The 13,615-nt window shown below is 46.7% G+C and carries 12 protein-coding genes; 6 read left to right on the forward strand and 6 right to left on the reverse strand.

What is annotated here, in order from left to right; genetic code table 11:
* Positions 1–8 precede the first annotated feature (8 nt).
* From HMPREF9469_RS05990 to HMPREF9469_RS06000, 3 genes are all read right to left on the reverse strand, one after another.
* Positions 9–824, reverse strand: coding sequence for a Cof-type HAD-IIB family hydrolase (locus tag HMPREF9469_RS05990; protein ID WP_007860132.1), 816 nt, complete (start codon positions 822–824; stop codon positions 9–11).
* A 57-nt stretch (positions 825–881) separates the two neighbouring features.
* Positions 882–1,592: a hypothetical protein gene (locus HMPREF9469_RS05995; protein WP_007860134.1), complete on the reverse strand. Its 711-nt coding sequence runs from the start codon at positions 1,590–1,592 to the stop codon at positions 882–884.
* Between the two features lie 120 nt (positions 1,593–1,712).
* Positions 1,713–2,300, reverse strand: coding sequence for a class I SAM-dependent methyltransferase (locus HMPREF9469_RS06000; protein WP_007860136.1), 588 nt, complete (start codon positions 2,298–2,300; stop codon positions 1,713–1,715).
* 331 nt (positions 2,301–2,631) lie between these two features.
* Between HMPREF9469_RS06000 and HMPREF9469_RS06005 the strand changes: the two genes are divergently transcribed.
* The 3 genes from HMPREF9469_RS06005 (at position 2,632) to HMPREF9469_RS06015 (ending at position 6,619) form a co-directional block, all read left to right on the forward strand.
* Positions 2,632–3,717 (forward strand): N-6 DNA methylase, encoded by a 1,086-nt coding sequence (locus tag HMPREF9469_RS06005; RefSeq protein ID WP_166461753.1) that lies wholly within the window; start codon positions 2,632–2,634, stop codon positions 3,715–3,717.
* A complete protein-coding gene (locus HMPREF9469_RS06010) occupies positions 3,717–5,447 on the forward strand; it encodes a KAP family P-loop NTPase fold protein (RefSeq protein WP_007860140.1) in 1,731 nt (576 codons plus the stop codon). The genes HMPREF9469_RS06005 and HMPREF9469_RS06010 overlap by 1 nt, the downstream gene beginning before the upstream one ends.
* 167 nt (positions 5,448–5,614) lie before the next feature.
* Positions 5,615–6,619: an ABC transporter substrate-binding protein gene (locus HMPREF9469_RS06015; RefSeq protein ID WP_007860142.1), complete on the forward strand. Its 1,005-nt coding sequence runs from the start codon at positions 5,615–5,617 to the stop codon at positions 6,617–6,619.
* A 69-nt stretch (positions 6,620–6,688) separates the two neighbouring features.
* Here the strand turns inward: HMPREF9469_RS06015 and HMPREF9469_RS06020 are convergent, their stop codons facing one another.
* Positions 6,689–7,549, reverse strand: coding sequence for a phosphate ABC transporter substrate-binding protein (locus HMPREF9469_RS06020; protein WP_007860144.1), 861 nt, complete (start codon positions 7,547–7,549; stop codon positions 6,689–6,691).
* Positions 7,546–8,679 carry an alkaline phosphatase family protein gene (locus HMPREF9469_RS06025; protein WP_007860146.1) on the reverse strand — a complete coding sequence of 378 codons (1,134 nt, stop codon included), beginning with the start codon at positions 8,677–8,679 and terminating at the stop codon, positions 7,546–7,548. Before HMPREF9469_RS06025 ends, HMPREF9469_RS06020 begins: the two co-directional genes overlap by 4 nt.
* Positions 8,680–8,785: 106 nt before the next feature.
* Between HMPREF9469_RS06025 and HMPREF9469_RS06030 the strand changes: the two genes are divergently transcribed.
* Positions 8,786–9,739, forward strand: a complete 954-nt coding sequence (locus tag HMPREF9469_RS06030) for a LysR family transcriptional regulator (protein WP_007860147.1) — start codon at positions 8,786–8,788, stop codon at positions 9,737–9,739.
* Between the two features lie 13 nt (positions 9,740–9,752).
* The gene (locus tag HMPREF9469_RS06035; protein WP_007860148.1) at positions 9,753–10,886 is read left to right on the forward strand and encodes an immunoglobulin-like domain-containing protein; all 1,134 of its coding nucleotides are present in this window, start codon (positions 9,753–9,755) and stop codon (positions 10,884–10,886) included.
* A gap of 74 nt (positions 10,887–10,960) precedes the next feature.
* Here the strand turns inward: HMPREF9469_RS06035 and HMPREF9469_RS06040 are convergent, their stop codons facing one another.
* On the reverse strand, positions 10,961–11,707 hold the full coding sequence (locus tag HMPREF9469_RS06040) for a helix-turn-helix transcriptional regulator (RefSeq protein WP_007860150.1): 747 nt from the start codon (positions 11,705–11,707) through the stop codon (positions 10,961–10,963).
* A gap of 396 nt (positions 11,708–12,103) precedes the next feature.
* On the opposite strand from HMPREF9469_RS06040, the gene HMPREF9469_RS06045 reads away from it, so the two are divergent.
* Entirely contained in the window at positions 12,104–13,495 is a 1,392-nt protein-coding gene (locus HMPREF9469_RS06045; protein ID WP_007860152.1) for a tryptophanase, read from the forward strand.
* Positions 13,496–13,615 lie beyond the last annotated feature (120 nt).

A 13,615-nucleotide genomic window follows, 5' to 3' on the forward strand; every position in this document is an offset into this window, starting at 1 on the left:
TATCATTCTCATGCACGTCCCAGCATAAACTTCTCCACAACCAGGCCCACCCCGTCCTGGTTGTTGGAGGCAGTGATGTAATCTGCAGCGTTGCGCACAGGCAGAACAGCATTTTCCATGGCCACCCCCAAGCCCGCGTACTTTATCATGGTCAGGTCATTATAACCGTCACCGCAGGCAATCATCTGCTCACGCTCCAGTCCAAGGATGTGTAACAGGCGCTCCAGGGACTGGGCCTTGTCAATTCCCTTTGGCATTACCTCCAGAAAATACTCCTCGGAACGGTACACGCTGAAGTCACGCCCCATGGCTGCTTTTACCCGGGGTTCCACGGTCACCAGGTAATCCCCGTCATCCAGCATCAGGAACTTGGGAACCTGGAAATCCACATAGGATTTCATGTCCTCTACCTGACGCAGGGGAAGGTGGTTGATGTTGGATTCCACCACAGCGTAAGGGCATTCCTTGTTATTGGTAATGATATCCCCGCCTTGATAGGTCAGGATATCCACCCGGTACTCCTCCGCCAGGCCAATGATCTTTTGGTTGGACTCAAGGGGAAGGAGGGATGTGAATACCGCCTCCCCTGTTTTGCAGTTGGTGATCATTCCTCCGTTATAGGACAGGATATAGCTTCCAAAGCGGTCCATCTCAAGTTCTTTAGCCAAAGGCTCCACTCCGGGCGTGGGACGGCCCGAAGCCAGAACCACGATGTTTCCGGCTTCCTGGGCTTCCATCAGGGCTTTTTTTGTTCTCGGGGTGATGATCTTATCCCGGTTGGTCAAGGTGCCGTCCAGGTCCAGTACGATGATTTTGTAGTTCATTCTATTTTTTCTCCTCGTTTGTGTGTTTATCGTGGTTGATTAAAACATTGGCAGTGATCATTGAATCAGTTTAATGATGGTATCCGCAATTCTCACAGCGCCTCCTGCATTTTTAAAAAAGCCGAATACAGTATTGAACTTTGACATTAGGGCAAGTACATTCTTCATGACCGTTTTATCAGTTTCTGTCTTACACTCATTGGTCATCAGGCATAAGGTACCTATTGTTCTGGTTACACTATCCTTCACTTCCTCCATGCCAAACAAATTATACTTTAGGATAGATTCATATACACTGTTTAAATGCACCAGTATGATATCTTTTAATTCTTCATTGATTTCTGCTTCTTTTATATCATTTCTCAGGGAATTAATCTCTTCAATAAAATTATCCAACGCTTCCTGTTCCACCTTTGGTACAGAACAGTTGTCTATGAGGAAATCATCGCAGGCCTCAATCCTGCCCGTCATGTCGTCTTTGATAATACTCTCAAGATCAATATTAAATGAACCTTTTTTCATATAAGAATGGATCATTGCTTCTTTTAGATCATTAACTGAATCCAACTTTTTCTGCCTAGTATTCCTATTTACGGTTTGTATCTGCTTTATACTCAAGTCACATAGTTTCAAAAAATCAATTAGAAAAGCAATATAATCCTCATCTTTTTCAAGTTTAAATATTTCTTTGCATGTCCCCTTTTTTATACTGCGTAAAATATATAACAAGCTCCCCGTAGGAAAACCAGATTCATTTTTTATATCCATGCAACTCCCTCCTTCGCATCACGTTTCATGACCCACATAAGTTTAAGAATTCTTTCTTTCATACCTTTTCCGGTAGTAGTCCATTGTTCTGTATTCGATCACATCCCCCATCTGCCCTTTCTATCTTTTCCTCAAAATCATGTTCAGCCATTGTTCCTCATCTCTCCCAGGACGCACGTCAGACGTCACCCACATTTCCAAAGTAGCAAATCCATGGACGGCCTTTAGCAGCCCTTCCATTTTCTCCTCTGTCATGTCCGTAAAATACCTACCGTTCCGTTCCCCTTCCCCTGTCCCATATTTAAAGGAGGTATAGAGGACTCCGCAGGGCACCAGCGCACGGTGCATTTTCCCGAACACGTCCGCCAGTTCATCAAAGGTCAGGTGCAGAATAGAGGAACAGGCCCAGATCCCCTCATATGCCTCCCTTTCATCCAGATCCTGAAAAAACATCTGTCTGACGTTTGTGCCGGTATATTCAGATGCGATCTTTACCAGCTCCACAGAGCCGTCCACAGCATCCGCCATATATCCTCTGCTGATAAAATACTTTGTGTCCCTTCCTGATCCGCATCCGAAATCCAGGATTCTGTCCCCCGGTTTCAGATAACCGAGAAACCGGTCCTGTATCTGCGTAAATTCAACATCCCTTGTACTGTCAAAGAACTCCCTGGCATGCTGGTTGTAGTACTGTAATGAATCTCCCATGTTGACCGCACCTTTCTTATGATATATGGATCATTTTATCATTTTTTAATTGGGCCTGCAATTATAATGTAGAGGTCATGTAGATTAATCCCTCGTTGATTTTGGGCAATGGATGACTTATAATAAAATTAATCATGCCGTATTGATCGCAGGAGGATAATCGCATACAACTATGTCCGAAAAAGAAAAAACAGTTCTATCTATTATTTCGTTAATGGAGCATGCGCTTGAGCTCCGGGATTACACGGTTCCAGATCCGGCCTGGGGGGCTGGCTGTCTTCTATTCACCCTTTCCAGCCTTTTAAGAGAGGAACAGAAAGCTAACATAAAAATGATGGGGTTTCACGCCGGTCCTGATATTTGCTGCTCTGTTTCAGATGACCATGATCCAAACCAGTTTGATCTCATTCTGGCAAACCCGCCTTTTGCCTATGAAGGAGGAATTGGAAGGCTGGAGTCAAAGATGCTGATCCGCGCCATGGATACCCTGGCGGATAACGGCCGTGCCAGCGTCATTATGCCCTACGGTTTTTTAAGCAGACAAACGGATCATCTTATCAGAGAACGTTTATATAAAAATTTTGAGATACTGTCTATGGTTTTGCTTCCGTTAGGTCTGTTTAAGGCAAGGGTCAACACATGTATCCTTACCTTTAAAAAAAGTGATCCTGTCAATCAATACATTGAAATAAACGATTTCAGGAACTGCCGGGATATCAACCTGTACCACGGTCATTTTTCCCGCCTCTTCCATCACCCGGATGCCGTGTCCGTCCACTTGTCCAGGGAGCAGATTACAGAACCTGATTACTTTTTTGCACCGGAAAAATATGGACTTTCATCAAATAAAGACCATACTCATGACCAGGAAAGCGGTTACGAACAATTATCCCTGTTTCCGGATAAAGATCTGGAAAACAGCATCATTGCCTCTGATCTGTTCCGGCAAATGTTTGTGGATAAAGGTTTTCCCTCCATCAGAGGGGAGGAGCTGTTTAAATTGCGCTCCGGAACAAAGATTGTTTCATCAGATCATGGGGGACTGTATCCGGTCATAGGTGCCAATGGAAGCTATTCATCCACCGATCAATGTAATGTCCATGGACCCATTCCCACCATTATTATCAATCGGGTGGGCGAACACTGCGGACAGGCATCCATCCTTGATAAGCCCGGCTTTATAACGGGCAACGCAATTTACATATCCTTATTTTTTAAGGAAACCGACCTGCAATACCTTTGTTATCTTCTGAACTTTATGAACTTGAATCAATACAAGACAGGTTCCGGCAAACCATATATTACACAGCGCGACATTTATGAGAAGGGATATCTGTTTCCTCCTCTGGATCTGCAAAAAGAATTTTCCAACAAAATCAGGAATCTGATCTCTCTCAATACAGGAGGAGCTTACTAATGGCAAAAGGCAACCGTGATCTACCAATTGATACCATGGAATCTGATCTATTCGACCTGGACCGCTATTACACCGGGTTGGCTGATTTTATCAAAAAGTGCGAGACCCCGTTGACCATTGCATTGCAGGGAGACTGGGGATCCGGCAAAACCTCAATGATGAACATGATCATGGGGAAATTAACCGAGCCCAATTTAAAGTGCCTGTATTTTAATACCTGGCATTACGCCCAGTTTTCTTCCGAGGACGATCTGTCCATTGCATTTCTCAGTGAACTTACCACCGAAGTGCTGAAGTCGGTTTCTGCCCCGGAAAAAATAGTAAACACTTTTTCATCCATGATGAAAAATATATTTAAAAAGACAAAGATCAACGCCAGCTATTCCCTCCTGAATTGTTCTGTTCAGATGGAAACTGATTTTGAGGAGTTATTTAATCTGAACAGCAGTTTTTATCAGGATATCAAAAAGTTCACAAAGGAATTTGAGATAGCGATCCATTCCTTTGTGAAAAAGGCTCCTCGCCGAATCGTTATTTTTATCGATGATCTGGACAGGCTGAATCCGGAGCGTGCAGTGGAATTGCTGGAAATAATCAAGATATTTCTGGATGTGCCGGGATGTATCTTTGTTTTGGCCATTGATTACGAGGTGGTTACCCTGGGCGTTTCCAAGAAGTACGGCGAGGGCCTGATGTATCAAAAGGGTAAAAGCTTTTTTGATAAAATGATCCAGGTTCCCTTCCGTATCCCGGTTGCATTTTATAAAATGGACAAACTTCTGATGACTTCATTTGAGCGCATGGAAATCGATTTGAATGAGGATTCACAGATCATCAGTGATATTATTAAAAATAGTGTGGGCGCCAACCCACGAACAGTCAAACGGCTGTTAAATACCTTTGAACTGATCAGGGACATTTTAAAGGTAAGCCAGGATGATCACAAAACAAATGTATTGCTTTTGGCAATTTTGTGTATTCAGCTCTGTGATGACAGGCTGTATCAATATTTGACCAGCACAAGGGAATGGACGGATGTTGACAGTAACACGGTATTTTCTTTTAAAAAGGATTCCGATCCCTTATTTCCGAATTACTCAGATTTTCTTGCTGATAAGCTGTCGCTGTGGAACGAGAAGGCGGGTTCTTATAATTATAAGCAGACCCATAACCTGCTGTCTCTGTTAAATGAGTATATTCACTCGGATACAAGGGATATGGGTCTGGATGATGACTCAGATGATTTTGAAATATTTATAAACTTATTAGACCAGTCGCAAATGACTGCTTCCAATGCGGTAAACAGCACACAGCATGACAAAGAACTGCTCACGGATAATCTGGACCTTAAAAAGCTTGTTATTGAGGGATTTTCCATTGGTGATGGCGGGATAATTCCTGCAGCCAGTTTTACAGAAGCTTTTTGCAAAATTCTGGAAACGACTGTAAATCCTTCCGATTTTATAAAGCTGGTAAATGACCGGTCAAAAACCGCCCAGTATGGTTTGCCGGACCGGATATTTTATCGATTGGACAGGGATAAAGATAACGATGACTATTCTGATTTGGGATATAAAAAATCTACCATTAAGCGCATCCATGGTCAGGATATCATCCTGCATTACGGGCGTGAAGATTTAAAAAACTATCTGCTGAAATTCCTGAGGGCATTTCATGTAGATAACAGGATCTATCTGTATGTCAAATCAAATACAAATGAGCCAATTTAACGGATATGTGCTCTGATCTATTCTAAAAAGCGAGGCACCAACCAGAGAGCAGCGGGTTTGGATGCCTCTTTTTTTGGTATTTTCCCTCTGCAGCCTTCCATTTTTATTCACCGGTCCATGTCCCCTCTAATAAACTATATTATAAGTGAATACACAAGGAGTCTGTTATGAAAAAAATATTATGCACATTACTGGCAGGAGCCATGGCAGCCGCTGCCCTTACCGGCTGTGCAAAGGCCCCGGGCACGGCTTCCTCCGGCAATACGCCGCTGGTACTCAACGAGGTAGCCCACTCCATCTTCTATGCCCCCCAGTACGCAGCCATCGAGCTGGGTTACTTTGAGGACGAGGGCATTGACCTGACCCTGGTCAACGGCGCGGGCGCCGACAAGGTAATGACCGCACTCATCTCCGGGGATGCGCAGATCGGGTTCATGGGCTCAGAGGCCAGCATCTATGTATATCAGGAAGGTTCCCAGGACTACGCTGTAAACTTCGCACAGCTGACCCAGCGGGCAGGCAACTTCCTGGTGGGCCGCCAGCCTGAGGATAATTTTAAATGGGAGAACCTGAAGGGCAAAAAGGTCCTGGGAGGACGTGCCGGCGGCATGCCGCAGATGGTATTTGAGTACATCCTGAAAAAACACGGACTGGACCCCAAGACAGACCTGGAGATTGACCAGAGCATTAACTTTGGTCTGACGGCAGCTGCATTTACATCCAATGACGCTGATTACACGGTGGAGTTTGAGCCATTCGCCACCACACTGGAGAGCGAGGGAAGCGGAACCGTTGTAGCATCCCTGGGAACAGAATCAGGTTATGTTCCCTATACTGCCTACTGTACAAAGAAAAGCTATATGGAAAAAAATCCTGAGCTGATCCAGAAATTTACAAACGCCATCCAAAAAGGCATGGACTATGTAAACTCCCACTCTGCCGAGGAGATTGCAAAGACCATTGCCCCTCAGTTCAAGGAAACTCCGGTGGACAAAATCGCTACCATCGTAGGACGCTACAAGGACCAGGACACTTGGAAGGACGACACCATATTTGAAAAGGAAAGCTTTGAACTTCTGGAAAATATACTGGAGGAAGCCGGCGAGCTGTCAGAGCGGGTTCCTTATGAGAAACTTGTGACCACGCAGTTCTCTGAGGCTGCTGCAAAATAATGGTTACAGCGTTCAAAAAGCCTGTCGCATCTGGATCTTTCAGCATGCGGCAGGCTTTCCTGCTTCTCTCTATTCCCCCGGAACCGGCGTCAAATTCGCCCCATCGATCAACGATTGCCCCTGATCCGAATACACGAACTCAAAATACCTTTGGACCAGGGGATTCTGTTTCTCTATGGCTCCCATGGTCGCCATTACCATTGTCTTGTTCAGGGAATAGCTTCCATTCTGCACGTTCTCCCTGGTTGGCTGGACCCCCTCCACCGACACTGCCTGTACCGTATCGTCCAGCAGTGCCATGGAAATATATCCCACCGCTCCCTGGGTAGCGGCAGTCTTGATCAGAACAGCTCCGGATCCGCTCAGTTCATTGGCGTACCGGCACTGATCCACAATTCCCAGTATTTCCTCAAAAGGATCCCTTGTACCGGAACCTGCCTCATGTCCGGTTACCACTACAGGCATGTTCGGACCTCCCAGTTCATTCCAATTAGCTGTTCTTCCACAGAAAATATCCCTTAGTTCATCTGATGTGAGATTCTCGATCCCGGTCACCTCCTTGTTCAGGATAACCGCTATTCCATCTCTGGCCACAATGTTTTCCACCGCTCCCTTTTCCAGCTCCTCCTGGGTCAGGTTCCTGGAAGATGTACCAATGTCCACAGTCCCCTCCAACAATGCTTCCATACCTGCTGTCGAGCCAATGTACTCAGCGGATACCGCGATTCCCGGCTCCTCCTCCATGAATGTTTCCCCAATGGCAACACACATTTCCTCCATGGAAGTACTTCCCGCCAGCTGGATATTTCCGGTCAGCTCTTCCGTTTTCTTATTGCATCCTGCGATCATTATCACCACACCGGCCAAAAGAGCTGCTGCCCCCAATGCAGTTCTGTTTACAACTCCGCCTTTTCTCATCATTCCTCTCATCCCAGTCTCCATCCTGCGTTTTCAAAATCCCTCATCATATGTGCAACAATATCCTTACTGTACTGATAATCCCCTTCCCCTTTCAGAGGATGGATCGCTGCCAGGGGGATCTGCCGCTCATACAGTGAACCATGGGTCCTCACCTGATCTGTAACCAGATATTCCCCCTCCACTTCCCCAAAGGCGCATCCTTCAGAAGCAAATATCACATAATCCCCAATCCTGTCTTCAGGCAGATGATAAAGAGCCGCCGCTTCCTCCCTGCCAAGGATCTTCTCAATCTCCGGAATCTCCTCTGCCAGTGCACACAGCCTCTCTCCATCCTTTTCGTTTTCCAAAAACAGATAGAGAATACCGCCTTCCTGATAAATATGGTTTTCCACATACCGGTCCTTTAAGGGCGCCAGGCAATACAGAGGGATCCCCTTGTTGTCCGCAATGTGCTTAACATTCAAAAGCCTTTTCTTCTGATTCATCCCATGGTCCGCGGTTATGTAGATCCGCCTTCCAGGGTCCGCTTCATGGATCCTGCCAATATACTCGTCAATCCACCGCATCTGCAGCCTTGCCTCCAATGTCTCCGGTCCGTAATGATGGAATCCATAGTCATTGGTGGTGCAGTAGACGAAATCGGGATGTTCCTTCTCAATACAGGCCAGGGCTGCTTCCATGATCCACCGTGTGCTGGACAGGTCGCTTACCTCAGGCGGCATGTCCAGCCCCAGACGACTAAGGAGCAATTTATCCGGTGCCTGGACACTGATTCCGATGTCAGCACCCTCACCGTATACGCCCAGAACCTTACCCTTAACAGTGAGGAATGCGGTCTTTTTTCCCATTTTCCCATAAGCGTTCAAAATGGTGGGCGCTTTCATGAACCCTCTTTCTTCTATAAATCCTTCTTCCCCGGTATCCGGGTCGTAATAATAATTCCCTACTATTTTTGTGTCCTCCGGGAATTTTCCTGATAAAATACAGGCGTGGTTTACATTGGTTACCGTGGGTACCGCACTTTGGACCTCTTTTACAAATCCATGAGCCCTGGCCAGTCTGTAAATATTAGGCGCTGTCTCCGGTGTCAGATAATCCGGTGCGCATCCGTCAATTACTACGATTAAACATCGATCCATTTCCATTCTCCTTTCGTATGCCCTCATTCTATCACGCATTTTTACTATTGAAAAATATGAATATAATGATAATATTATAAGTAAATACTAATATCAGGAGTTGAACATGACCATACGGAATCTGGAAATATTTGTGGAAGTCTGTAAACATATGAATATGAGCAAGACAGCGCAGAACATGATGATCTCACAGTCATCCGTCAGCCAGGCAATCCACTCCCTGGAAAATGAATACGGCATCCGTCTCTTTGAGCGCCTGAACCATTCCCTTTTTCTCACCAATGCGGGAAAGCAGATGCTCTATCTGTCTGCCCAGATCCTTAAGAACATCGAACAGCTGGACACCCGCATGAAGGATGCCTCCTTTTGCAACACCTTAAGCATAGGAGTATGCACCACCATAGGCAATTGCCTGATCCATCCCCTTTTAGAGCACTGCCGATCCCTCTATCCGGATACCAGGATCCTGGTGGAGATCACCAACAGCAAGGCCCTGGAAAAAAAGTTATTGTCCGCCAAGCTGGATCTGGCTATTGTCCAGAGAACAAAGCGTTCCCCGTATCTGGAGCATATACCGATCCTGGAGGATCAGCTGGCTATTATCTGTCCGAAAAATCATCCCCTGGCGGGTAAGACAGTGGAGTTAAGAGAATTGGAACAGGAAGTATTTATTGGACGTGAAAAGGGAAGCGGAACTGAAATGCTGCTGGAGCATGCATTTTCCAGCAGCAGCCTGTCCCTGAACATTGGATGGGTCTGCAACAGCATTGAAACAGTGAAACAGGCTGTCCTGCACAATGCCGGAATTGCAGCCATTTCCTCCTACCTGGTACAACCGGATATCAGCAGTCATCAGATGGGTATGATACAGGTCAGAAATCTCCGGCTGAACCGCCAGTTTGACCTGGTATTCCATAAAGACAAGATCCGCGACACCTGCTTTCAACAGTTTGTGGACACCTGTACCGGTCTGGGAATGAAAGGAATGGACAACCTGATTCTGAACGCGCTGCAGGCTTCTTTGCCTGAAACACCTGATCATCAGAAAAAATACGAATAAAAAGGAGTCTATCATGAATAAAAAAAGAGTATCGGCAGCAACCGCCGTGGTGATCACGATCCTGATATCCGGATGCGGGATCACGCAGGGGGAAGAGATGTCCGCAGCGGACAGAAAAACTGCTGAAAAGGTGGTAGAATCCACCCAAGACGACACCGCCGGATCCGGGGCAGAGTCAGCAGCAGGATCCTTTCAAATAAAAAACCACATTGACCAGACACTGACCAATCAGTCGCTGCCCAGCCAGTCACCGACCGGCCAATCACGTCATGACCTGTCGGCCATCCCGATACTCAACGGCCAGCCCTCCCCGGACAGCACTACCCATAACGCCGCAAACAGTGCAAGTACTGCAGATTCATCCGCCCCATACAATTCATCCGCCCCGCCCAATTCCTCCACTTCATCCAATCATCTTATGGAACAGGCCTCCCCGGAAACCAGCGCAATGACTCTGTACACCTATGACGGCAAAAAGGTTCGCATCGCCTATCTGTTTGACAGCGCAGAGGAACAAAAGATCCTGGAATCCCTGAACTCAGTAAAAGCCACCAGGGTAAAAAGCTGGTCCGCAGACAATGCCGCTCTGCCTGTTTACGGGATTGAAATCGGCCGAAAGGATGGGTTCAGTATCTTTGCCGCCTGGACAAACGGCAGGTGGATCGCCCAAGACGGAAGCGTTTACCAGTTGGATTTTGACTTTGAACAGCTATCTGAAAATGGGAACTGGGAGGATGCAGGAGAACTGCCCTCTTTTACCTCCTTTCCCTGCGCCCGCCTGTTTACCCAGGAAAACGGCGGATGGAACACGCGTTTCCTGGTCCCGGCAGCGCCTTTAAACCCGCCTGGGGGAGTTACCATGACCCTGGATTCCTGGAACCAGGATGTGGCGGAGGTTACTATCTCCAACAAAAGCGGCCAGGAATGGGGCTGCGGGGAGTTTTATGAACTTCAGGTATCAGTGGATGGCACCTGGTATGAAGTTCCCGCCATACCAGGTAACTGGGGATTCAACTGCATGGGTTTTTATGTACCGGACGGGGAATCCCTGGGCATGGTCAATCATGTTGCCATGTACGGGCAGCTGCCTCCGGGAAACTACCGTCTTGTACTCAATGAACTGTCCGTGGATCATAAAATCCAGTGACATCAACCATCTGACCATACTTTTTGGAATGTTTGATCCCTGCCTGTACTATAATTATACTATAGTAAAACAAATCATTCCCGGCGGATTTTAGAAAGATATCGGTATACGCTGGCCTGGGAAATTCCCAGGGCCAGAGCTGCATCCTTTACCGCTCCCTTTAGAAGGAATACGCCGTCCCTTTCCAGCCGTTCCATCACTGCCAGACGCTGGGACTGGGACAGGCTCTTGCCATTCAGGTCCATTTCCCTGAAAATACGTGACAAGGCCTCGTTCACTGTTTCTCCGCCGGAAACAGGCACTGTCTCTCCAGACAGCGGCTGGACTGATGGATTCCCGGTTCCCGGTTCTCCGGACTGAGACTTTTCCTGACCGGGCGGTATCTCCTTGTAAGTCTCGTCATAGCGGAAATTGGTTTCCACAAATGTATCCGGGTGACACAGCCCCAAAAGCTGCTTTGCCAGGTCCGTATATTTGCTGTCGTCAAAATTAATGGTCAGCAGCCCGATCAACTCGTCTGACGTATTCTCAATAAAAAGCGTGGAGGAACGCAGCTTCTTTCCAAGGGCGGATACCCCCATATAATGGGTACGATAGGAATAATTGTGATAGCTCTTATCCGCAATGATCTGCAGGATCTCACCGGACAGCGGAGCCCCCAGCTCCTGTCCGCTGACATGGTTGTTGGAGATTGCAATAATGGACCGTTCCTTGTCCTCCAGACTGTGGAGCACAATCTCATAATCCGGACCAAGGGTACGGCCAAGAAATTCCGTTAACTTTATATAATGCTGAAGAATTGAATGATTTTCTGTATTCATGACCTGCTTCTTTCTTTATACTCATATAGTGCTATTGTATCAAAATACACTTTTAATAGCTAGAGGGTGTTTGAGTATATGTCGCAATAATATTTTATCATTTTCATCTTATTTATGATAATTTTTTATTAGTATTTTCTCCATTTTATGCACTATGTATATTTTTATTCCCTAAAAATTATTTTTTTATCATTTACAACAAATCAGCTTGACATTATTCTAAAAATATAATAATATATTCTCGTAAGTTGAGAAAACATTATCACATCTAGTATCCTTTCTTCTCAGCTTGAACCTATTACATAATACTGTCCGCCAGTCGGCAACGATGACCGGGGTATTTGGAAGCGGCAAAGGCCCGCATCCAAACCAAAATCATTTTATGGAGGTATTATTATGGCTATCAAGTATGTTCCAGAACCATTCCGTATCAAGGTGGTTGAACCACTGAAAATGCTCACACGCCAGGAGCGCGAGCAGGCGATCGCCCAGGCCAAATACAACATGTTTGGCTTAAGAGGAGAGGACTGCTACATTGATCTTCTCACTGACTCCGGCACCAATGCCATGAGCGAGGACCAATGGGCGGGAATCATGAAGGGCGATGAGGCCTATGCCGGCGCTTCCTCCTACTACAAACTGGTTGACGCCGCCAAGGACATTTTCGGATATGGATATGTCCAGCCCGTACATCAGGGACGCGCTGCTGAAAAGGTTCTGTTCCCCACCTTCCTCTCCGAAGGTAAAATTGCGATTTCCAACATGTTTTTCGACACCACCCGTGCTCATGTGATCCTGGCCGGCGCGCGTCCCATTGACTGCGTGATCCCGGAAGCAAAGGACCCGTCCCACCGCTGCAAGTTTAAGGGCAACATGGATGTGGAAAAGCTGGAACAGATCATCCTTGAAAAGGGAGCTGAGAACGTAGGCCTGGTGGTCATGACAATTACCAACAATTCCGCCGGCGGGCAGCCTGTTTCCCTGCAGAACATGAGGGACGTTTCCGCAATCTGTAAGAAATACAACATTCCCCTGGACATTGACGCGGCGCGCTACGCTGAAAACGCATACTTTGTTAAACGTGATGAGGAGGAATGCAAGGACTGGCCGATCAAAAAGATCATTAAGGAAATGTTCTCCCTGGCCGACATGTTCACCATGTCCGCAAAAAAGGATACCATTGTCAACATGGGCGGTATGATCGGAGTCAAGGATGGAGAGTCACCCTTAATCCTGAAAATAAAAGCAAACTGTATTTCCTTTGAAGGATTCTATACATACGGAGGACTCAACGGACGCGACCTGGAAGCCCTGGCGATCGGGTTATACGAGGGCATTGATGAAAATTATCTCCGTTACAGGATCGGACAGATGGAATATCTTGCATCCAGGCTGGATGATGCCGGTATCGCTTATCAGGCTCCGGTTGGAGGCCATGGCGTGTTTGTGGACGCAGCAGCCATGTTCCCCCAGATTCCTTATTATGAATTCCCCGGCCAGGTATTGGCCATTGAGCTTTATAAGGAGGCAGGCATACGCACCTGCGATATTGGATCTTACATGCTGGGCAATGACCCGGATACAAATGAACAGCTTCATGCCGACTTTGAATTCACACGTCTGGCCATTCCGCGCCGGGTCTACACCCAGGCTCATATTGATATAATGGCAGATGCATTGATTGCAATTAAAGAGCGGGCCCATGAGATCAAACACGGTTACAGGATTACATGGGAGCCACCGATCCTTCGTCATTTCCAGGCTTCCCTGGAACCCATTGAGGATTGAAGGTAAGGGGCGGACCGCATGACGTTTCAAATGTAATTTGAAATCATGTGATGTGCTTGGCAGCAATAAGATAGGGCATCCTATAGTAGTTTAAAGATTACTGTGGGGGCCCTTTTTGTC

The organism is [Clostridium] citroniae WAL-17108 (assembly GCF_000233455.1).
Classification (GTDB): domain Bacteria; phylum Bacillota; class Clostridia; order Lachnospirales; family Lachnospiraceae; genus Enterocloster; species Enterocloster citroniae.